The following is a 19,596-nucleotide window of genomic DNA, read 5'->3' as shown; positions in this document are numbered from 1 at the left end:
GGTGGCGGGGATCAAGATCCAGACGGTGTTCTAGGCTGTTGCTTCGGACAACCGCGATTCGGTCATGGCCAGCGGCCATTTCTTCAGCGCCGCCCAACGCGGCGCGGCGGGCTGAACAGCCCGGCGTGCAGAACGTAATAGGAGAGTAAGCAATGCCTGTCATCAACCCCGAAGGGAGTACCGGACGATGAGCGAAGGTAACCGCAGTCGATCGCGCCTGCTGCCGAGCCTGCTCGGCCTGTTGATCCTGCTGTCCGGCCTGGCGCTGCTGGCCGGCGGCATCAAGCTGGCGAGCCTGGGCGGCTCGCTGTACTACCTGCTGGCCGGCATCGGCCTGGCCCTGAGCGGACTGTTGCTGCTGCTGGGCAAGCGTGCGGCGCTAGGCCTGTACGCTCTGGTGCTGTTCGCCAGCACCGTCTGGGCGCTGTGGGAAGTCGGCCTGGACTGGTGGCAACTGGTGCCGCGCCTGGCTCTGTGGTTCGTCTTCGGCCTGCTGCTCTGGCTACCCTGGTTCCGCCGCCCGCTGCTGGCCGACGGTCCGGCGCCGCTGGGCACCGCGGCGCTGGGCGTGGCGGTGGTCCTGGCCGGCGCCGCCGCGGTGGGCAGCCAGTTCACCAATCCGGGGCAGATCGTCGGTCGCATCGACCGCGACAGCGGCATGACCAGCACCGCCCCGGCGATGCCGGACGGCGACTGGCAGGCCTACGGGCGCACCGAGTTCGGCGACCGCTACTCGCCGTTGAAGCAGATCACCCCGGCCAACGTCGGCCAGCTCGAGGAAGCCTGGCGCATCCGTACCGGCGACCTGCCGACCGCCGACGATCCGCTCGAACTGACCAACGAGAACACCCCGCTGAAGGTCAACGGCATGCTCTACGCCTGCACCGCGCACAGCAAGGTGCTGGCCCTCGACCCGGACACCGGCGCGGAAATCTGGCGCTTCGATCCGCAGATCCAGAGCCCGGTAGGCTTCAAGGGCTTCGCCCACATGACTTGCCGTGGCGTCTCCTACTACGACGAAGAGCAGTACGCCAGGAGCGACGTCGGCGCGCCGCCGGCCGCGCTCTCCGAGGCCGGCAAGGCGGTCGCCGCCAGTTGTCCGCGGCGCCTGTTCCTGCCCACCGCCGACGCCCGCCTGATCGCGATCAACGCCGACAACGGCAAGGTCTGCGAGGACTTCGGGGTCAAGGGCGCGGTCGACCTGACGGCCGGCATCGGTCCGTTCACCCCGGGCGGCTACTACTCCACCTCGCCGGCGGCGGTCACCCGCAATCTGGTGATCATCGGCGGCCACGTCACCGACAACGAGTCGACCAACGAGCCGTCCGGGGTGATCCGCGCCTTCGACGTGCACGACGGCAAGCTGGTGTGGAACTGGGACAGCGGCAACCCGGACGAGACCGAGCCCCTGGCTCCCGGCAAGTTCTATACCCGCAACTCGCCGAACATGTGGTCGCTGGCCAGCGTCGACGAGAAGCTCGGCCAGGTCTACCTGCCGCTGGGCAACCAGATGCCCGACCAGTGGGGCGGCAACCGCACCCCCGGTGCCGAGAAGTTCAGCGCCGGCCTGGTGGCCCTCGACCTGAACACCGGCAAGCTGCGCTGGAACTACCAGTTCACCCACCACGACCTGTGGGACATGGACGTCGGCAGCCAGCCGACCCTGCTCGACCTGAAGACCGCCGATGGCGTCAAGCCGGCGCTGATCGCGCCGACCAAGCAGGGCAGCCTGTACGTGCTGGACCGCCGCGACGGCACGCCGATCGTGCCGATCCGCGAAGTGCCGGCGCCGCAGGGCGCGGTGGAGGGCGACCATACCGCGCCGACCCAGGCGCGTTCCGACCTCAACCTGCTGCGCCCGCCGCTGACCGAGCGCGACATGTGGGGCAGCAGCCCGTTCGACCAGATGCTCTGCCGCATCCAGTTCCGCTCGCTGCGCTACGAGGGCCAGTACACCCCGCCGTCGGAGCAGGGCAGCCTGATCTATCCGGGCAACGTCGGAGTGTTCAACTGGGGCGGGGTGTCGGTCGACCCGGTGCGCCAGATCCTCTTCACCAGCCCCAACTACATGGCCTTCGTCTCGCAGATGGTGCCGCGCGACAAGGTGCCCAGCGGAAGCAAGCGCGAGGGCGAGACCAGCGGCGTGCAGCCGAACACCGGCGCGCCCTACGCGGTGATCATGCATCCGTTCATGTCGCCCATCGGCCTGCCGTGCCAGGCGCCGTCCTGGGGTGACGTGGCGGGTATCGACCTGACCACCGCCAAGGTCGTCTGGCAGCACAAGAACGGCACCAGCCGCGACAACACCCCGGTGCCGATCGGCCTCACCGTCGGCGTACCGAGCATGGGCGGCTCGATCACCACCGCCGGCGGCGTGGCCTTCCTCAGCGGCACGCTCGACCAGTACCTGCGCGCCTACGACGTGAAGGACGGCAAGCAGCTCTGGCAGGCGCGCCTGCCGGCCGGCGGCCAGGCCACGCCGATGAGCTACACCGGCAAGGACGGTCGCCAGTACGTGCTGATCGTCGCTGGCGGACACGGCTCCTTCGGTACCCGCATGGGCGACTACATCATCGCCTACGCCCTGCCCAGGCAATGACCCGCCCACCGGGAGCCCACAGCCGGCTCCCGGCCTTCCGGGCCTCGGCCCGGAAGGGGCTTTGCCAAGGGGAGGCGCGTTCCCGCCCTTGGCAAAGCCCCTTCGATACCTTGCGACCCGCGGAACCCTGCATGCCGTCCCGACCCCGACCCAGCTTCGTCTCCCACCTGTTGCCCGGCTCCCTGGCGCTCTGCGGCCTGGCCATCGCCTGCGCCGTCCAGGGCGAGGAGCGACGCAGCCTCGAACCCATGGTGGTGACCGGCAGCTACAACCCCAGCGACACCTTCGACCTGCCGTTCTCGGTGGATAGCATCGAGCGTCGGCAGATCGCCGACGGCCAGCTCGGCATCAACCTCTCCGAAGTCCTGCCGCGGGTACCTGGCCTGGTGGTGCAGAACCGCCAGAACTACGCCCAGGACCTGCAAATCTCCTCGCGCGGCTACGGCGCCCGCTCGGCCTTCGGTATCCGCGGGCTGAAGCTGCTCGCCGACGGCATCCCGGCCAGTACGCCGGATGGCCAGGGCCAGGCCGCGACCCTCAACCTCGACGTCGCCGAGCGCATCGAGGTACTGCGCGGGCCGGCCTCGACGATCTACGGCAGCAACGCCGGCGGGGTGATCCAGATGTTCTCCCGCGACGGCCAGGGCGCCCCGCGGGTCGGCGCGGAAGCCACCGTCGGCAGCGATGGCCTGAGCCGCAACCACCTGTACACGGAAGGCGAGGGCGACGGGGTCGGTTTCCTGGTGGATGCCTCGCGGATGGACACCGACGGCTACCGCGACCACAGCGCCGCGCGCCGCGACCAGACCTTCGCCAAGCTCAACTTCAGGCCCGACGCCGACAGCCGCCTGGCGCTGATCTACAGCAGCCTGGAACAGAACGACACTGAAGATCCGCTGGGGCAGACCTGGGACGCCTACAAGCACGACCCGCGCTCCGTCACCGCCAACGCCGAGCTGTACGACACGCGCAAGAGCATCGACCACCAGCAGGCCGGGATGAACTACGAGCGCTACTTCGGCGAGGCGACCTTGCAGGTCAACGCCTACGTGGGCAAGCGCAGTGTCGTGCAGTATCAGGCGATACCCAAGCAGATAGGATGCGAGAGTAATCCGCGTTGCCAGAGAAACGGCGCGGTGATCGACTTCGACCGCGACTTCCACGGTGGCACCGTGCGCTGGCTGCAACCGGTAAGCCAGGCGCCGGGCGAGCTGAACCTGACCGTCGGCCTCGACTACGACCAGAGCCGCGACGACCGTCGCGGCTACCAGAACTTCAACGGCGACCAGCTCGGCGTGAAGGGCAAGTTGCGCCGCGACGAGGTGGACACCGCCACCAGCCTCGATCCCTACCTGCAGGCGAGCTGGGCCATCGACGCCTGGACCCTGCAGGCCGGGGTGCGCCACAGCACCATGAAGATGGAGGTCGACGACCGCTACCTGAGCAACGGCGATGCCAGCGGCTCGCGGCGCTACCGGAAGAACACCCCGTCGTTCTCGGTGATGTACGCCTTCACCCCCGACCTGCACGGCTACCTCAGCGCCGGCAAGGGCTTCGAGACTCCGACCCAGGCGGAGATGGCCTATGCGCCGGTGGCGGCGAACGCGCCGGACGTCTTCAACTTCGGCCTCAAGCCAGCCACCAGCAGCCAGTACGAAGCCGGGCTGAAGGCGCGCCTGTGGGGCAATACGCGGGTCAACGCGGCGATCTTCCAGATCCGCACCGAGGACGAGATCGTCGTCGCCAGCTCCCTCGGCGGTCGCACCAGCTACCAGAACGCCGGCAAGACCCTGCGTCGCGGCTTCGAACTGGGCCTGGAGAGCGAACTGAGCGAGCACTGGAACGCCAACCTGGCCTATACCCGGCTATCCGCCACCTACGATTCGGATTTCGAGGCCGGCGGCAAGACCATCGGCAAGGGCAAGCACCTGCCGGGCGTGCCGGAAAGCAGCCTGTTCGGCGAACTGGTGTGGAAGCCCGCGGAGGGCATCAGCATGGGCTGGGAAGGCATGTACCGCAGCCAGGTCTACGTCGAGGACAGCAACAGCGAAAAGGCCGCGCCGAGCTATGCGGTATTCAACTGGCGCACCCGCTTCGAACAGCGCCTGGGGGCCTGGACCTTCCACCAGCTGGTGCGCCTGGACAACCTGTTCGACCGCCAGTACGTCGGCTCGGTCATCGTCGGCGACGGCAACCGGCGTTACTACGAAGCGGCCCCCGGGCTGTCCTGGTACGCGGGAGCCGGGGTCGAATACCAGTTCTGAAGTGCCGGATGCGCTTGTTCGCGCTACCCGGCCAGCCCTTGTCAGCGTCGTCAATTCCGATTACTGTATGAATGTACAGTAATCGGAAATCGCCTGCCTGCGCGACAAGGAGCACCGATCATGAGCCACAACCTTGCCGAACTGCCGCTGTCCCGACGCCACGCCCTGGAGCGCGAGAAACAGGCCTGCCTGCGCCTCCACCTGTCCCGCAATCGTGCCAGCGAACGCCTGGAGCGCGCCGTGCGCGACGAAGTCGAGCGCCTGCTGGGGGCTCGCGAGCGCCAGGGAACCGGCTGGCCGGAGTGGGTCAGCGCGGAGCTCTGCGTGGCGGACGACCCGCTCTTCGTGCGCAAGGTGGTGGCGCGCCTGAAAGCCGCGGTGGACTGGCAACGCCAGCGCGCAGCCTGAGCGTTGCTCGCTTCAGGCCCCGCTGCCGTCGCTCCCGGGCGCGCGATGATGTTGCAGGGCGCGCTGGCGATGGCCGGCGAGGATGTACCGGTAGATCAGTCGTGCGAGCGGCTCCAGCTCCATTTTCTGGCCGTTCAGCGCGGCGCCGCACAGCGCCAGCTTGACCCGCTTGCCGCCGGCCACCGCGCGGGCTTCGGGGCGGGCGAAAGCCCGCGGGTCGAAACGGGCATGGTTGTCGAAGCTCGGCGCCGTGCAGTCGAAGGTGGTCGCGAAGGTGAGTTCCAGCCAGCGCCCGCGCTCGATCTCCAGCGACTGGAAGGTGTACATCGGCACCTGCGGCGCGTTGGCGAAGGCGATGCTCTCCGGCGTCAGGGTGAGCGCGACCTGGCCGTGGCGCCGGTAGAGGAACACGCCCGCCAGGCAGGCGTACAGGCCGCCGCCCAGCAGCAGCGCGGCTGGCAGCCAGAACAGCCATTGGCCACTGGCCAGGCGCCAGGCGTTGGGCAGCGAAGCGAGCCAGAGACCGGTGGCGCCAGCCACCAGGCCAGCGAGCAGGGCAACGCAGGCGGTGCCCCGCGAGACCTCGCGGATCTCGCAGCGGGCTTCCAGCGGCGGCAATTCGTCGAGGGTTTCGTCAGTTTCTTGCATGGGGATTCTCACAGGTCTTGCCGAGCAGGTCGGCGCTGAGCGCTCGGCTCAACGCCAGGGGGGCGCCGAACCAGACGCCCAGCGCCTGGCTCGGCGGTCGTGTCGGAACGGCCCGGCCGGCGGTCCCGGCCCAGGTGCGTTCGAAGCTCTCTCCCAGCGCCGTGCAGCGCAGGCCCAGCGGAGGGTGGGTATCCTGCGGATGGACCTGGAGTCCCTCCGCCCCGGGGGCCGGTGCTTCCAGGCCGGACTGGCCCAGGTAGACGTGGATGGCGTCCACCAGGTTGTCCGGCGCGCGCGCCGGAGCGAGCAGGCAGTGTTCGAGGAACGCCCGTATCGGCGCGCCGGCCGCCGCGCTGCGCAGCAGGGCCGAGGCCATCGCCGGCGCACCGGCCAGTTGTGCGGCGCGGCGGTCGGCGGCGAATTCGCGCAGGCGGCTCCAGTGGTTCACGGCGAGGCCGAAACGTTCGAGGAAGTACCCGGCCAACAGTCGCGCCGGTTCCAGTGCCGCACGTTCGAAGACGTTGGCTTCCTGCTCCTCGATGGCGGCCAGTTGGCTCGCGGCGCCCTGGTAGATCGGCAGGAAGCGCAGGCTGTAATGGGCGTCGCGGCCGGCGAAGTGGGCCAGTTCGTGAGCGATCACTGCACTCAGTTCGGCGCGGTCCAGCAGGCCCAGCAACGGTAGCGAGAGGTATAGGCTGCGTCCTTCCAGATGCTCGCCGGAAGGTTGCAGGCAGACGCGGTTGGCGGTCACGTAGAAGCCGTCGCAGAGACCTACCAACAGGTGCTGCGGGGCTGGCGTGTCGAGGCGCGCCGCCAGCTCGCGCAGTAGCGTCCAGAGTTCCGGTGCATCCTCTTCGCCCAGCCGGCGGCCGATGACATCCAGGGCCGGCGCCGGGCGCAGGCGCAAGCGGCTGATCTTCGCCAGCATTTGCCACGCCGACGCCAGCAGGCCGAGAAGGATCAGCGCCACGCTCAGTTGGGTGCGTCCTTCGCTGACCGGAACCTGGCCGACCCGCCACAGCCCGAGGATCTCGAACGTTCCGGCACAGGCCAGGGCCAGGGCGAGCAGGCCGATCTGGGCGAGGAGCAGGCAGGGCAGCAGGCGTCGGCCCAGCTCGAACCACAGGAGCAGGCAGCGACGCGAGCGCAGTGCGCTGCGTGCGGCGCCGGCGATGCCGGCCAGGGAGACGGCTCCCAATACGGCGACCAGCGCCGCCAGGCAGGCTCCGCTATCGGCGAGGACGGCGGCGAAGCGATTCAGGCGCTGTGCGCTTCGTGTGTCGGCGAGTTGCTCGTCGAGCCGCGCCAGGGCCAGGTCGCGCACATAGGCCCGGCCGTCCACCCGGACGCTGGCCCTCGGCGGCAGCGCCCGCGCTTCGGCGAGCGCGCGCTCGACCCGCTGCTGCGCGGCGCCCAGTCGCTCGGCCTGCTGCTCGGCGCGCCAGGACTGCCAGGCGCCGAGCCCCGCCAGCAGCGCTGGAACCAGCACCAGGCAAAGCAGCAGCCTTCGCGGATGGACCGTGCCCTTCACTCAGCCCTGGCTGCGCAGTTGTTGCAGGTAGCGCTGGGCGTGGGCGGCCTGGATGTAGGCGTCGAGGATCGCCGCCATGTCGTCGCAGTCCAGCTTCTTGCCATCGCTCTGCAGGCCGGCCGACATGATGGTGATGCGCGGGTCCTTGCCTTTGAAGGCCATGGCCTGGGAGGCGAACACCTGGCGTACGGCGCGATGGGTCGGCAGCGGCGTTTCGGGCCGCAGGTGGAGGGTCTGGGTGGTTTGCAGCATGTCGGCCTTGACGCTGAAATCGATGACGTCGGCCAGCTCGACCGGAGCCGACAGGCTGTCGGCCCAGAGCTGGGTACGGGTCAGGCGCATGAAGGGGGTCTTGCCGGAGTTGCGATGCTGGTAGCCGAGGAACAGCCCGAACAGGCCGAGCAGCAAGCCGACGACGCCGACCCCCGGCTTGCCCTGGGAGAACCACATGCCGGTCATGATGAAGGGCACGATGCTCAGCAGCGGACCCAGCACCACGTACTTGCGGGTATTGGTGAACTCGGTGGCCGGCGGTACGTTGGCGATCACCCGCTCCAGGTGGGCGATGACCTCGGCGGTCTTCGCCTGGTTCAGCTCTTCGTGTTCGGCACCGAGGGTTTCGGCGAGGTTGGAGACGAGGTCCCGGGGTTCCTGGTTGCTCATGGAAATATCCTTGGAGTTGGGAGTGAAGAGGAAGCACTGGGCGGGATCTCGCCCAGTTGGCGGAGCCGGGCCTGGGCGCGGGCGATGTCCAGGTAGAGGTCGATGACCTCCGCGGCTTCCAGTAGCGACAGGTTGCGACCGTTGAGGCGCCAGCCGGGGGACAGCAGGCGAACCCGTGGGCCGTCCCGGCATTCGCTGACGGCACGCGCGGCGAACGGATCGAGCGGGCGCGTGGATGGTGCCGGTAGCGCCTTGCCGTGCAGTTCGAGGACTATCGCGGAGAACCAGACCCCGTCCTCCAGGCGCAGGTCGGCGACCTCCAGCAGGTCCAGCGGCGCCGACAGGCTGCGGGCGCGCAGGCGCCCCTGGCCGAGGACGAGGAACGGCGCGCTCCTGGCGTTGCGCTGCAGGCAGGCCAGGCACATGAGGAGGGCGGCCGCCGCCAGCAGGCACAGCGCCGCCGCCTCATGGCCGGGACCGGGGTGGTCGCGCAAGGTCCAGGCGCCGCCGAGCAGCAGCAGGCCGAGCAGGGCGGACAGCGGCGCCGCGCCACGGGCGGCGCCGATGCTTATCCGGTTGGGGACGCTGGCGACGAAGCGCCGCAACTGCGTGGCTTCGTCGCCCCTTGTCCCGGCGGGGCAGGGCGTTTGCGCGCCCGGCGGGATCACCGGCTTTCCCCGTGGCCTGCATCGAGCAGGCGGTTGAGCCACTGCGTGTCGTCGGCGCTGACGATGCGCCTTGCCTGTCGCAGCAGATCGTCGTCGAGCGCCAGGGAAAGGTCCGCGATCCGCTGGTAGGTCGGCGGGTGACTGTCGAAGGGGTGTTCCAGGCGGCGAGCGCTGTCGTGTTCGTCCAGTTCCAGGGAGTTCCCGCGCAGATGGTCGGTCAGCGCATGCACCAGGTTGCGCGTCTGCGGGCTGGCCAGCAGGCGTTCGATCAGTCCTGCAAGGGCGCAGGTGCGTAGCAGCGCGATGGCGAAGACCCGCGCGCCGGCTACCCGCGCCCCGACCTTGTCGGCGGCCAGTTCCTGGCGGCGATTCCAGTGCAGGTAGGCGCGCTCGAAGCGATCGAGGAAGTACAGCGCGGCCCACAGGCCCGGCTTGCCGAGCAGGCCGACACGCCCATCCTCGGGTGCGGCGATGCGTTCGATGCGCAGGCGCACCTGCCGCTGCAGGAGCGACAGGGAGGCACCGTGGGCGGTGTCGCCGGCGGCGAAGTGGCCCAGTTCGTGGCCGATGATCGCGGCGCTTTCGGCCTCGCTCATGACCGAGGCATAGGTCAGCGGGATGTACAGGGTACGCCCCTCCAGCGGAATGCCGCGGGGCGCCAGCAGGACCTTGGCCTGGGTGACGAAGTAGCAGTGCTCGATGCCGGTGACGACATGGTCCGGTAGCGGCGCTCCGGCGCGGTCGGCGATCTGTCCCAGCCATTGCCAGAGGCCGGGCGCGGCGACCCGGTCGAGTTCGCGGCCGAGCAGGTGGAGCACCGGTTCCTCCAGCGGCAGCAGTTCGCCGCGCAGGCGCCGCAGCATGAGCAGGCCGCCGAGGAACAGCAGCCACAGCGGCAGCGAGAAGAGCAGGGCGACGAAGCCGTGGCTGTGCCAGTGGCTGTAGCTCCACAGCGCTTCGTAGAGCAACTGGCTGGCCAGGGCGGCGACCAGCAGGCCAGCGTGCAGCGGGACCAGTCGACCGAGGCGCCGCCAGGCCGGCGCGAGGTGGCCGAGCAGGTAGGCTTGCGAGCGCATCGAGCGGCGCCCGTCGTATTCCAGTCTCGCCAGCAAGGCGGCCGCGACCAGCGCCGACGCCAGCGCGCAGAGCTTGCCGATAGCGGCCAGCCAGCCGCGCAGAGCCAGCCAAGGATGGTCGCGGCGGATGGCCTCGGCGTCTTCGGCGAACTGGTGAAGATGACCTTCGACGCCATAGGCCGGACGGAACAGGTGACGGGGAATGGCGCCGGCGGCGTCCGGGTCGTTGCGCACCGAGGCGCTCCAGTCGCGCATGAACTGTTCGTCGCGCAGGGTCGAGTCGACCCGGAAGGCCTGCACGGCGGACCAGGCGTAGAGCGCCAGGGGAATCAGGAAGAGGAATGCGAGCAGCCTTACCCGCAGCGTATCGTGGCTCATCCGCGTTTATTTCTGCTCGAGGTAGTCGGTCAGGAATGCCTGGGGCTCGCCTGCGGACGACAGCGACTCGCTATAGGCGACCTGCCGCGTCTGCTGTTCGCCGGGCAGGTAGAGCTCGCCCCAGCCGTCGCGCACGATCAGGATCACATACTTGCTGCCGTTCAGTTCGGTGGAGTAGCGACTGTCCCTGGCGCTCTTTTCCACCTTTACCTTGTGGATCAGGCGGTCCCAGTCGTGGTCCAGACCTTCGACCTGCAACAGCGCTTCGCCGGCCGCCGCTTCGCCGATACGCAGGGTCCAGACCTTGAGCCCCTGCTGGCCCTGGTAGGCCACCACCTTGTCGGCGACTGGCGGCCGCGCCTCTTCGGCCTGCGCCGTGCAAGATCCCCACGCCAGTGCGCCCATCAGCAGTGCCGCAGTCCACTTTGCTATCATTCTCGCCCCCTTTGGCAACGCGATGTAAAAGGGGCGCATCTATTAATACAGGCGCGAGCCACGAACAACCGAGGCGGCCGCCGCTCACAGGAAAAGCGTCGTCGCCCACAGGTTCGGTTCGATCAGCGCACGGAACCATCCTGGAAAGCCGCTGCCTGAACCGGTTCAGATGGTTGCGTCCCACCGATACCTACGCCATGGAAAGCTGGAATCCCTACCACGACACGGAGCTCTATTTCGACGCTCCTTCACCCCTGAGCCAGTCGCAGATCCTCGACGCGCGCGAAATGCTCGGCAGCGCCACCGGTCACTACCAGGCGCGGACGGTGCGCCCGTCGATGCAGTATTTCGATTGCGACCTGAGCTTCACCGAGCCGCTGCGAACCCACAAGGTGCTGCCGGAAGGCCTGTGCATCGTGCAGATGTTCGACGGCCAGTGGCGGCACAGCGTCGACGGCGGCGAGCCTTATCTCTACAACCTGGGCGGTCCTTCGGTGCTCGGCACCGGCGAGCCGATGGAGGCCTTCGATATCCTGCCGGCGGGCAGCCGCGTGCGCCTGGGCGGGCTGCGGATCGCCGCCAGCTATCTGGAAGAGGAACTGGAAACCGGCGATGGCGCCCTGCGGCCGCTGGCGCGGCTGAAGGGCGACGGCGCGAGCTTTACCCAGTTGTCCCGTTGCGGCGCCATCACCGCCCTGTTCGAGCGCCTCTACCAGAATCCATACCGCGGCGCCCTCGGACGCCTGCACGAAGAGAGCCTGACCCTGGGCCTGCTGGTGGAGCTGGCCGCCTACCTGGGCGGCGCGGACCTTCGTCGCGCGCGCACCCCACGCGCCCAGCGCGACCTGGCCCATGAAGCGCGCCGCCTGCTGGAGGCGAACCTCGGTGAGCCGCCGGCCAGCCTCGAACTGGCGCGCCAACTGGGGGTCGGCGAAACCACCCTGCGGCGGATTTTCAAGAACGAGTTCGGTCGCTCGATGTTGCAGTACGTCCGCGACCGGCGTCTCGAGATCGGCCGGCAGATGGTCCGCGAGGGTCGCTGGCAGATCGCGCAGATAGCCTATCGCCTGGGTTACTCCAGTCCGGAAAACTTCACCCATGCCTACCGCGCGCGCTTCGGCCATCCGCCGGGGCGCGAGTGAGGCGGACGCGGTTCAGAGCGAACGCTGGTCGACCCGCGCGGAAAGCTGCTCGGCGCTTTCCTTGCGCTCCGAATAGCGGTCCACCAGGAAGTCCGTGCGCTCGCGCAGGAGCAGGGTGAACTTGAACAACTCCTCCATCACGTCGACCACCCGGTCGTAGTAGGGCGATGGCTTCATCCGGCCCGCTTCGTCGAACTCCAGGTAGGCCTTGGGAACCGAGGACTGGTTGGGGATGGTGAACATGCGCATCCAGCGACCCAGCACGCGCAACTGGTTGACCACGTTGAACGACTGCGAGCCGCCGCAGACCTGCATCACCGCCAGGGTCTTGCCCTGGGTCGGGCGCACCGCCCCGAGTGCCAGGGGAATCCAGTCGATCTGCGCCTTGAATACCGCGGACAGCGCACCGTGGCGCTCGGGCGAGCACCAGACCTGGCCTTCCGACCACTGCACCAGGTCGCGCAACTCGCGGACCTTGGGATGCTCCACCGGTGCATCATCGGGCAATGGCAGCCCGGAAGGGTCGAAAATCCGCGTTTCGGCACCGAAGCGTTCGAGCAGGCGTGCGGCCTCCAGCACCAGCAGGCGGCTGAAGGAGCGCTCGCGGGTCGAGCCGTAGAGCAGGAGGATGCGCGGCCTGTGCCCGGAGACGGGGGGCGGGTCGCCGAGCAGCGCGGGATCGAGGTTGGGTAGTTGTTCGGACATGCTTCCTCCGGTCAGAGCGAGCCGATGCGCTCCAGCTCACGCTTGAGCTGGTCGCGATCCAGGGTAGCGAAGGGCAGGCCGAGGAAGGCTCGGCAACGCTGTTCGATGCGTGCCAGGGTGGCGTGGAACGCCGCATCCCGCAGGGCTTCGTCGCCATCCAGGGCGGAGGGATCGGCCAGGCCCCAATGGGCCTTCAGCGCTGCGCCGAGATACAGCGGGCAGGCTTCCCCCGCGGCGGCGTCGCAAACGGTGATGACGATGTCCGGCGGTGCGCCTTCGAAGGCTTCGCTGCCCTTGCTGTACAGGCCGTGGGTGGCGATGCCGGCCTGTTCGAGGGTCGCCAGGCTGCGCGGATGCACCCGCCCGCTGGGCTGGCTGCCGGCGCTGCATGCCTCGAAACCCGGCGGGGCCAGGTGGTTGAACATGGCTTCGGAAAGAATGCTGCGGCAACTGTTGGCCGTGCACATGAACAGGACTCGCATGGGATGCTCCTGCCGCCGTCGCCGGCGGCCGTCAGATGGCCAGGCGCAGGGCCAGGGCCGAAAGGGTCGCCAGCAGGACCGGCAGGGTCAGCAGGGCGCCGACCCTGAAGTAGTAGCCCCAGGTGATGCGCATGCCTTTGCGCGCCAGCACGTGCAGCCAGAGCAGCGTCGCCAGGCTGCCGATAGGGGTGATCTTCGGACCCAGGTCGCAGCCGATGACGTTGGCGTAGATCATCGCTTCGCGCACCGCGCCGGCGGTGTCGCTGGCCTGGATCGACAGGGCGCCGAGCAGCACGCTGGGCATGTTGTTCATTACCGACGAGAGGGCGGCGGAAAGCAGTCCGGTACCCAGCGCGGCCGCCCATACGCCGTGCTCGGCCAGGCGGTTCAGGAGCTGCGCCAGGAGGTCGGTGAGACCGGCGTTCTTCAGGCCGTAGACCACCAGGTACATGCCCAGCGAGAAGACCACGATCTGCCAGGGCGCTTCGCGCAGCACCCGCCGGGTCGAGATCACCCGCCCGCGCCCGGCCACCGCCAGCAGCAGCGCCGCACAGGCCGCGGCCACCGCGCTGACGGGGACGCCCAGCGGCTCCAGGGCGAACAGCCCGGCGAGCAGGACCAGCAGCATCCAGCCACCGACGACGAAGGTCGCGCGGTCGCGGATCGCCGCCCGCGGCGGCTTCAATTGCTCCAGCGCATAGACCGGCGGCAGGTCGCGGCGGAAATAGAGGAACAGCACCAGCAGGGAGGTCGCGACGCTCACCAGGTTTACCGGCAGCATGACCGCGGCGTACTCGCCGAAGCCGAGCCCGAAGTAGTCGGCCGAGACGATGTTCACCAGGTTCGAGACCACCAGCGGCAGGCTGGCGCTGTCGGCGATGAAGCCCGCCGCCATGACGAAGGCCAGGGTCGCCGCCGGGCTGAAGCGCAGGGCCAGCAGCATCGACATCACGATGGGCGTGAGGATCAGCGCCGCGCCGTCGTTGGCGAACAGCGCCGAGACCGCCGCGCCGAGCAGCACGCAGAAGGCGAACAGGCGCCGGCCGTCGCCGCCAGCCCAGCGCGCGACGTGCAGCGCGGCCCATTCGAAGAAGCCGGCCTCGTCCAGCAGCAGGCTGATGACGATCACCGCGATGAAGGTGGCGGTGGCATTCCAGACGATGTTCCAGACGGTCGGGATGTCGCCCGGCGCGACGCTGCCCAGCGCCAGGGCGAGCAGGGCGCCGATGCTGGCGCTCCAGCCGATGCCGATGCCCCTGGGCTGCCAGATGACCAGGACCAGGGTGAACAGGAAGATGGCGAAGGCGATCAGCATGGGGCGGCTCGCGCTATTGGCAGCAGGCGGAGGCGCGCTGCGGGCGGCCGTCCATGTCGCGCAGGCGCGCTGCGTCGGCTTGCAGCCAGTCGCCGTTGGCCCGCAGGGTCACTTGCAGGACTTCGTGGATCCAGGCCGGCAGCGTAGGGTTCAGGCGGTAATACACCCACTGGCCCTGGCGACGGTCGAGGAGCAGCCCGGCACTGCGCAACTGGGCCAGGTGGCGGCTGATCTTCGGCTGGCTGTCGGCGAGGGCGCACATCAGTTCGCAGACGCACAGTTCGCCCTGGTCGACGATCAGCAGGGTGGCGCGAACGCGCGTCTCGTCGGCCAGGCACTTGAACACTTCGGCGGGGCTGGGCATCGCTGGGCCTTCCTGGATATATGGAAAGCTGAATATACGGATATCCGTATGTATTGCAAGCGCCCCCGCTCCCGCCGGCTAGCGGCGGGCGGCCTGGACTTCCTCGCTCGGCGTGCGCCCGAAGTAGCGCTTGAACTCGCGGCTGAACTGCGAGGGACTCTCGTAGCCGACCTGGTTGGCGGCGGTACTGGCGTTCAGCCCGTCCTGCACCATCAGGCTCCAGGCCTTGTACAGGCGCACGCTCTTCAGGTACTGGAGGGGCGAGGTGAAGGTCATCGCCTTGAAGTTGTGGTGGAAGGTCGACACGCTCATGTTCGCCTCGCGAGCCAGGGTGTCGATGTCCAGCGCACTGGCGTAGTCGGTGTGGATGCGCCGCAGGGCCCTGGCCATGCGCCCGTAGCCGCTGTGCCGGCCGGCCACCGCACGCAGGGCGTTGCCCTGCTCGCTGCGCAGGGCGCGGAAGATGATCTCGCGGACCAGTTGCGGGCCGAGGATATGGCTGTCCAGCGGGCTCTGCAGGCAGCCCAGCAGGCGCATCACCGCATCGGCCATCCCCGCGTCCAGCGGTACCGAAGCCATCGGCGCGCTGGGTGCCAGCTCATTGTCGTCGTCGCTGCCGGGAGCCTCTTCCATCTGTAGCAGCAGTTCCTTCAAGGTGCCGATATCCACGTCGACGCTCACTCCCAGCAAGGGTTCGGCGGCGGAGGCGTGGGTTTCGCATTCGAACGGCAGGGGCACCGACATCACCAGGTAGCGTTCGGCGTCGTAGCGGTAGGTTTCGCCGCCGAGGAAACCGATCTTCTGGCCCTGGGCGAGGATGCAGATGCGCGGCTCATAGAACACCGGGCTGCGCGGATAGGCCTGTTCGGCGCGCATCAGGCGAACCCCGGGGATGCGGGTGGCGTCGAAACCCGGTTCGTCTTGCAGGGTGGCGATCAGCGACGCCATGTCGGTGGAAGTAGTGCTCATGCCTTGGCTGTTTCTCCAGGAGGGGAGGCAAACGTAGCAACCCTGTGCGCGCCTGGGCAGTGGCGGCACGCAACATCGGCACGAATGGGCAAGGCTTCGACAGGAATGGACATTCTGCGGCGGCGCCCATCCGGCGAACAATTGCCCCCCGAACGGACCGCCGCCAGCAAGCCGTCGCGGCCCGCCATCCTGCGAAGAGGACACACCGATGACCCTACAGATCCGCGGCTACGCCGCCCAGTCCGCCAGCACCCCGCTGACCGCCCATCGCTTCGAACGCCGCGCGCCGCGCGCCGACGACCTGGTGATCGACATCCTCTACTGCGGCGTCTGCCACTCGGACCTCCATCAGGCGCGCAACGAATGGCACAACAGCCTGTACCCGCTGGTGCCGGGCCACGAGATCATCGGCCGGGTCGCCAGCGTCGGCGAGGCGGTGAGCGGTTTCGCGGTCGGCGAACTGGTCGGCGTCGGCTGCATGGTCGACTCCTGCCGGCACTGCGCCGCCTGCTCCGAGGGCCTGGAGCAGTATTGCGCGGAATACCCGACTCTGACCTACAACGGCCGCGACCGCCACGACGGCCTGCCGACCTTCGGCGGCTACTCGGAGCGCATCGTGGTCTCGGCCAGGTTCGTCCTGCGCATTCCCCAGGGGCTCGATCCGAAGGCGGCGGCGCCGCTGCTGTGCGCCGGGATCACGTCCTACTCGCCACTGCGTCACTGGAAGGTCGGTCCCGGCAGCCGGGTGGCGGTGGTCGGCCTGGGCGGCCTCGGTCACATGGGCCTGAAGTTCGCCAGGGCGCTCGGTGCCGAGGTGGCCCTGTTCACCCGCTCGCCGGGCAAGGAAGAGGAAGCGCGGCGGCTCGGCGCCGACCAGGTGATCCTTTCCACCGACCCACAGCGGATGGCCGCCGTCGCCGGACGCTTCGACCTGATCCTGGACACCGTGCCGCACCAGCACGACCTCAATCCCTATCTGGCGACCCTCAAGCGCGACGGCACCCTCGTACTGGTCGGCCTGCTCGAGCCGCTGGAGCCGGCGGTGCACGGTGCGCAACTGGTGATGGGACGCCGCTCGATCGCCGGCTCGGCCATCGGCGGCATCGCCGAGACCCAGGAAATGCTGGATTTCTGCGCGGCCCACGGGATCGCCTGCGACATCGAGATGATCGAGATCCAGCAGATCAACCAGGCCTACGAGCGGATGCTGGCCAGCGACGTGAAGTATCGCTTCGTGATCGACATGGCCTCCCTGCAGAAGTCCTTCTGAGACGGGCCGTCGGCGCCGGCGGGCTCAGCAGCCCTCGGCGTCGACCAGGAAGGTCTCGAAACGCACGCTTTTCGCCCCCAGCCGCCAGCCGCCAGACGCCCGCGCTCAGCGGGCCTTGCGCGTCCTCCCGGGCCTGCCAGGCGCGTTCGCAGTCCTCGCGTGAACGCCAGCAGGTGTAGTTCAGCACGTGCTGGCCGTCCTCGCTGGGGTGCAGGCTGGCGGACAGGTAGCCCGGGCAGTTCCTGAAGCAGCGTTCCAGGCGTTGCAGGTGCGCGTTCTGTTCCAGCGCCAGCGACAACTGGCTGGCGGGTTCCACCTCGATATCGATGAGTTGCGCGTAGCACGGCGACCGCTCGCTAGCGGCCGGGCACTGATCGTCGGTGCAGCAGTAGGAGGAGGGGATGAGCATGGCGGGTTACTCCGGGTGACTTGTGTCGAGGGCCGGCCCAGGGTAAAACCTCAAGCAAACTTGAGGTCAAGCCAATCATGAAGAATTCCTGCGCATCTCGTGAACTGAGCGTCGGCGAACTGGCCAGGCGTGCCGGCGTGGCGGTCTCCGCCCTGCATTTCTACGAAACCAAGGGGCTGATCAGCAGCCAGCGCAACGCCGGCAACCAGCGGCGCTTCAGTCGCGAGACGCTACGCCGGGTGGTGGTGATCAAGGTCGCCCAGCGGGTCGGCATTCCCCTCGCGGAGATCGCTCGCGCCCTGCAGACCCTGCCGGCGGGGCGTAGCCCTACCGCGGCGGACTGGGCGCGCCTGTCGGCGCAGTGGAAGGAGGATCTCACCGAGCGCATCGACAAGCTGCTGCTGTTGCGCGACCAACTGGACGGCTGCATCGGTTGCGGCTGCCTGTCGCTCCAGGCCTGCCCGTTGCGCAACCCCGGCGACCAGCTTTCCGCCGAGGGGCCGGGAGCGCACTGGCTGGACGCCGAGGGCCGCGAGCACGACGGCTAGGCAGCGGTCAGCCGTGGTGCTGGCGGTCGGCGACGGCCGGGCTGTCCTGCAGGTTGTCCGGCGGGATCGCCAGGGCGCGTAGCGATCCGGCCATGATGTCGCTGAAGGTGGGCGCCGAGACCAGGCCGCCGAAGTAGCCGATCCTGGTCGGCGAATCGATCATCACCGCCAGCACCAGTTGCGGGTCGGACGCCGGCGCCATGCCGACGAACAGCGAACGGTAGGACTTGTCCGCGTAGCCCCGGCCCGAGGCCTTGCGCGCGGTGCCGCTCTTGCCCGCCACGTGGTAGCCCGGCACGCGGGCGCGGACCACGCCCTTCGGGTCTTCCACCACGGTTTGCAGCATCGCCCGGATGCGCCGTGCGATCTGCGGGTCCATCGCCTGTCGCACCTGGTTCTGCGGGTTGTCGCGGAGCAGGCTGAGCGGCACCAGCTTGCCGTCGTTGGCGAACACCGAGTAGGCCTGGGCCAGCTCGGCGGTGTTCACCGCCAGGCTGTAGCCGAACGACATGCTGGCGGTGGCGATGTTCGACCATTTCTCGTGGAACGGCAGGTAGCCCGGGTTCTCGCCGGGGAAGCCCAGCGACAGCGGCGCGCCGAAACCGACCCGACCGAGCTGTTCGAGGATCGGCTTGGGCCCGATCTGCAGGGCGACCTTGCTCATGCCGATGTTCGAGGAGTTGATCAGTACCCCGGTCATGGTCAGTACGTCGCGCCGGGCGACGTCGTGGATGGTGTGCCCGTCGATGGTCATCCAGCCCGGTGCCACGCTGACTTGACTGTTCTCGTCGAACTTGCCGGAGGCCAGCGCCGCCGACATGCTGAACGGCTTGATCACCGAGCCCGGCTCGAAGGTATCGGTGAGGGTGCGGTTGCGCATGAAGGCCGGGGCGAAGCTGGCGCGGTTGTTCGGGTTGTAGGAGGGGAAGTTGGCCATCGCCAGGATCTGCCCGCTCTTCGGGTTCACCAGGACCGCCGAGCCGGAGTGCGCGCCGAACTTGAGCACGGCCTTTTCCAGCGCCTTGTAGGCGATGAACTGTAGTCGCAGGTCGATGCTCAGGGCCACGTCCTGGCTGGCCTTGGGCGTCTTCAGCACCTTGATGCTGTTGACCAGCGAGCCGCGCGGGTTGATCGCCACCTCGCGTACCCCGTCCTTGCCGCTCAGCCAGTCGTTGAAGCCCAGTTCGGTGCCTTCCTGGCCGCGGCCGTCGATGTTGACCAGGCCGATCAACTGCGCGGTCAGCTCGGAACTGGGGTAGAAACGCTTGTATTCCTTGATCTGGTGTACCCCCGTTATGCCCAGGGCCATCACCTCGCTGGCCTCGATCGGCGACAGGCCGCGCTCGAGGTAGAGGAAGCGCTTGTTCGGGTTGGCCTGGAGCTGGGCCAGCAGCGGCGCCGCGGGGCGGTGCAGGGCGCCAGCCAGGCGCGGCACCTCGTCGAGGTGGGCGGCCATTTCCCTGGGGTTGCACCAGATCGACGCGACTTCGGTGGATACCGCCAGCGGCTCGCCGTTGCGGTCGGTGATCATGCCGCGGGTGACCGGGATCGGCAGGTCGCGGATAGAGCGAAGGTCGCCCTGGTCGGCGAGGAATTCGTGGTCGTGGACCTGGAGATAGACCAACCGTCCGGAGACGGCCAGGGAGGCGAGGACGAACAGGGTGACGACAAGGATGAAGCGGTAGTTTCGGCGTTGACTGCTCATGCAAGGGCACACTGGGG

At 68.6% G+C, this 19,596-nt stretch carries 18 protein-coding genes and 1 pseudogene; 6 read left to right on the top strand and 13 right to left on the bottom strand.

The window, feature by feature from the left end; genetic code table 11:
* Positions 1 to 187 precede the first annotated feature (187 nt).
* The 3 genes from HMPREF3014_RS00885 (at position 188) to HMPREF3014_RS00875 (ending at position 5,271) form a co-directional block, all read left to right on the top strand.
* On the top strand, positions 188 to 2,599 hold the full coding sequence (locus HMPREF3014_RS00885; RefSeq protein WP_003089344.1) for a glucose/quinate/shikimate family membrane-bound PQQ-dependent dehydrogenase: 2,412 nt from the start codon (positions 188 to 190) through the stop codon (positions 2,597 to 2,599).
* Between the two features lie 131 nt (positions 2,600 to 2,730).
* The gene (locus tag HMPREF3014_RS00880) at positions 2,731 to 4,863 is read left to right on the top strand and encodes a TonB-dependent receptor family protein (RefSeq protein ID WP_012614167.1); all 2,133 of its coding nucleotides are present in this window, start codon (positions 2,731 to 2,733) and stop codon (positions 4,861 to 4,863) included.
* A 120-nt stretch (positions 4,864 to 4,983) separates the two neighbouring features.
* Positions 4,984 to 5,271, top strand: coding sequence for a hypothetical protein (locus tag HMPREF3014_RS00875; protein ID WP_003113759.1), 288 nt, complete (start codon positions 4,984 to 4,986; stop codon positions 5,269 to 5,271).
* Positions 5,272 to 5,283: 12 nt separating this feature from the next.
* Here the strand turns inward: HMPREF3014_RS00875 and HMPREF3014_RS00870 are convergent, their stop codons facing one another.
* The 6 genes from HMPREF3014_RS00870 to HMPREF3014_RS00845 are packed head-to-tail and all read right to left on the bottom strand — an operon-like array spanning position 5,284 to position 10,670.
* Positions 5,284 to 5,919, bottom strand: coding sequence for a hypothetical protein (locus HMPREF3014_RS00870; RefSeq protein ID WP_003160276.1), 636 nt, complete (start codon positions 5,917 to 5,919; stop codon positions 5,284 to 5,286).
* Positions 5,906 to 7,450: a M48 family metallopeptidase gene (locus HMPREF3014_RS00865; RefSeq protein ID WP_003117821.1), complete on the bottom strand. Its 1,545-nt coding sequence runs from the start codon at positions 7,448 to 7,450 to the stop codon at positions 5,906 to 5,908. Before HMPREF3014_RS00865 ends, HMPREF3014_RS00870 begins: the two co-directional genes overlap by 14 nt.
* On the bottom strand, positions 7,451 to 8,113 hold the full coding sequence (locus HMPREF3014_RS00860) for a hypothetical protein (protein ID WP_003089328.1): 663 nt from the start codon (positions 8,111 to 8,113) through the stop codon (positions 7,451 to 7,453).
* The gene (locus tag HMPREF3014_RS00855) at positions 8,110 to 8,781 is read right to left on the bottom strand and encodes a hypothetical protein (protein WP_003122739.1); all 672 of its coding nucleotides are present in this window, start codon (positions 8,779 to 8,781) and stop codon (positions 8,110 to 8,112) included. The genes HMPREF3014_RS00860 and HMPREF3014_RS00855 overlap by 4 nt, the downstream gene beginning before the upstream one ends.
* The gene (locus HMPREF3014_RS00850) at positions 8,778 to 10,235 is read right to left on the bottom strand and encodes a M48 family metalloprotease (protein WP_003124658.1); all 1,458 of its coding nucleotides are present in this window, start codon (positions 10,233 to 10,235) and stop codon (positions 8,778 to 8,780) included. The genes HMPREF3014_RS00855 and HMPREF3014_RS00850 overlap by 4 nt, the downstream gene beginning before the upstream one ends.
* 6 nt (positions 10,236 to 10,241) lie before the next feature.
* A complete protein-coding gene (locus HMPREF3014_RS00845) occupies positions 10,242 to 10,670 on the bottom strand; it encodes a hypothetical protein (RefSeq protein ID WP_003089323.1) in 429 nt (142 codons plus the stop codon).
* Positions 10,671 to 10,957: 287 nt separating this feature from the next.
* On the opposite strand from HMPREF3014_RS00845, the gene HMPREF3014_RS00840 reads away from it, so the two are divergent.
* Positions 10,958 to 11,812 (top strand): helix-turn-helix transcriptional regulator, encoded by an 855-nt coding sequence (locus HMPREF3014_RS00840; RefSeq protein WP_003122741.1) that lies wholly within the window; start codon positions 10,958 to 10,960, stop codon positions 11,810 to 11,812.
* A gap of 12 nt (positions 11,813 to 11,824) precedes the next feature.
* Here the strand turns inward: HMPREF3014_RS00840 and arsH are convergent, their stop codons facing one another.
* The 5 genes from arsH to HMPREF3014_RS00815 all read right to left on the bottom strand — a co-directional run bounded on the left by arsH (position 11,825) and on the right by HMPREF3014_RS00815 (position 15,647).
* On the bottom strand, positions 11,825 to 12,517 hold the full coding sequence (arsH, locus tag HMPREF3014_RS00835) for an arsenical resistance protein ArsH (RefSeq protein ID WP_003117819.1): 693 nt from the start codon (positions 12,515 to 12,517) through the stop codon (positions 11,825 to 11,827).
* 11 nt (positions 12,518 to 12,528) lie between these two features.
* The gene (locus tag HMPREF3014_RS00830; protein ID WP_003112098.1) at positions 12,529 to 12,999 is read right to left on the bottom strand and encodes an arsenate reductase ArsC; all 471 of its coding nucleotides are present in this window, start codon (positions 12,997 to 12,999) and stop codon (positions 12,529 to 12,531) included.
* A gap of 31 nt (positions 13,000 to 13,030) precedes the next feature.
* Positions 13,031 to 14,314, bottom strand: coding sequence for an arsenic transporter (locus tag HMPREF3014_RS00825; protein WP_023087513.1), 1,284 nt, complete (start codon positions 14,312 to 14,314; stop codon positions 13,031 to 13,033).
* Between the two features lie 13 nt (positions 14,315 to 14,327).
* Positions 14,328 to 14,678 carry a metalloregulator ArsR/SmtB family transcription factor gene (locus tag HMPREF3014_RS00820; RefSeq protein WP_003124660.1) on the bottom strand — a complete coding sequence of 117 codons (351 nt, stop codon included), beginning with the start codon at positions 14,676 to 14,678 and terminating at the stop codon, positions 14,328 to 14,330.
* A 78-nt stretch (positions 14,679 to 14,756) separates the two neighbouring features.
* The gene (locus HMPREF3014_RS00815) at positions 14,757 to 15,647 is read right to left on the bottom strand and encodes an AraC family transcriptional regulator (protein ID WP_003113750.1); all 891 of its coding nucleotides are present in this window, start codon (positions 15,645 to 15,647) and stop codon (positions 14,757 to 14,759) included.
* 208 nt (positions 15,648 to 15,855) lie between these two features.
* Here HMPREF3014_RS00815 and HMPREF3014_RS00810 point away from each other — a divergent pair, with 208 nt between their 5' ends.
* Positions 15,856 to 16,917, top strand: coding sequence for an NAD(P)-dependent alcohol dehydrogenase (locus HMPREF3014_RS00810; RefSeq protein WP_003113749.1), 1,062 nt, complete (start codon positions 15,856 to 15,858; stop codon positions 16,915 to 16,917).
* A 24-nt stretch (positions 16,918 to 16,941) separates the two neighbouring features.
* On the opposite strand, the pseudogene pumA reads toward HMPREF3014_RS00810, so the two are convergent.
* A pseudogene (pumA, locus tag HMPREF3014_RS00805) lies at positions 16,942 to 17,326 on the bottom strand (monooxygenase PumA).
* Positions 17,327 to 17,403: 77 nt separating this feature from the next.
* On the opposite strand from pumA, the gene soxR reads away from it, so the two are divergent.
* Complete coding sequence (gene soxR, locus HMPREF3014_RS00800) at positions 17,404 to 17,874, top strand: redox-sensitive transcriptional activator SoxR (protein ID WP_023087514.1); 471 nt, start codon at positions 17,404 to 17,406, stop codon at positions 17,872 to 17,874.
* Positions 17,875 to 17,881: 7 nt separating this feature from the next.
* Here soxR and HMPREF3014_RS00795 read toward each other — a convergent pair whose 3' ends face one another.
* Complete coding sequence (locus HMPREF3014_RS00795; protein ID WP_003110751.1) at positions 17,882 to 19,579, bottom strand: peptidoglycan D,D-transpeptidase FtsI family protein; 1,698 nt, start codon at positions 19,577 to 19,579, stop codon at positions 17,882 to 17,884.
* Positions 19,580 to 19,596: the final 17 nt, after the last annotated feature.

It is taken from the genome of Pseudomonas sp. HMSC065H01 (assembly GCF_001815235.1).
In the GTDB taxonomy this organism is placed as follows: domain Bacteria; phylum Pseudomonadota; class Gammaproteobacteria; order Pseudomonadales; family Pseudomonadaceae; genus Pseudomonas; species Pseudomonas aeruginosa.
The sequence above is the reverse complement of the archived record's forward strand: the minus strand, read 5'-3'. Positions and strand labels throughout refer to the sequence as shown.

Excerpts from the sequence above, each read along its gene's own strand:
- HMPREF3014_RS00885 (WP_003089344.1), top strand. The coding sequence starts at position 188 with ATGAGCGAAGGTAACCGCAGTCGATCGCGCCTGCTGCCGAGCCTGCTC.
- HMPREF3014_RS00880 (WP_012614167.1), top strand. The coding sequence starts at position 2,731 with ATGCCGTCCCGACCCCGACCCAGCTTCGTCTCCCACCTGTTGCCCGGC.
- HMPREF3014_RS00875 (WP_003113759.1), top strand. The coding sequence starts at position 4,984 with ATGAGCCACAACCTTGCCGAACTGCCGCTGTCCCGACGCCACGCCCTG.
- HMPREF3014_RS00870 (WP_003160276.1), bottom strand. The coding sequence starts at position 5,919 with ATGCAAGAAACTGACGAAACCCTCGACGAATTGCCGCCGCTGGAAGCC.
- HMPREF3014_RS00860 (WP_003089328.1), bottom strand. The coding sequence starts at position 8,113 with ATGAGCAACCAGGAACCCCGGGACCTCGTCTCCAACCTCGCCGAAACC.
- HMPREF3014_RS00850 (WP_003124658.1), bottom strand. The coding sequence starts at position 10,235 with ATGAGCCACGATACGCTGCGGGTAAGGCTGCTCGCATTCCTCTTCCTG.
- HMPREF3014_RS00845 (WP_003089323.1), bottom strand. The coding sequence starts at position 10,670 with ATGATAGCAAAGTGGACTGCGGCACTGCTGATGGGCGCACTGGCGTGG.
- HMPREF3014_RS00840 (WP_003122741.1), top strand. The coding sequence starts at position 10,958 with ATGCTCGGCAGCGCCACCGGTCACTACCAGGCGCGGACGGTGCGCCCG.
- arsH (WP_003117819.1), bottom strand. The coding sequence starts at position 12,517 with ATGTCCGAACAACTACCCAACCTCGATCCCGCGCTGCTCGGCGACCCG.
- HMPREF3014_RS00830 (WP_003112098.1), bottom strand. The coding sequence starts at position 12,999 with ATGCGAGTCCTGTTCATGTGCACGGCCAACAGTTGCCGCAGCATTCTT.
- HMPREF3014_RS00825 (WP_023087513.1), bottom strand. The coding sequence starts at position 14,314 with ATGCTGATCGCCTTCGCCATCTTCCTGTTCACCCTGGTCCTGGTCATC.
- HMPREF3014_RS00820 (WP_003124660.1), bottom strand. The coding sequence starts at position 14,678 with ATGCCCAGCCCCGCCGAAGTGTTCAAGTGCCTGGCCGACGAGACGCGC.
- HMPREF3014_RS00815 (WP_003113750.1), bottom strand. The coding sequence starts at position 15,647 with ATGAGCACTACTTCCACCGACATGGCGTCGCTGATCGCCACCCTGCAA.
- HMPREF3014_RS00810 (WP_003113749.1), top strand. The coding sequence starts at position 15,856 with ATGACCCTACAGATCCGCGGCTACGCCGCCCAGTCCGCCAGCACCCCG.
- soxR (WP_023087514.1), top strand. The coding sequence starts at position 17,404 with ATGAAGAATTCCTGCGCATCTCGTGAACTGAGCGTCGGCGAACTGGCC.
- HMPREF3014_RS00795 (WP_003110751.1), bottom strand. The coding sequence starts at position 19,579 with ATGAGCAGTCAACGCCGAAACTACCGCTTCATCCTTGTCGTCACCCTG.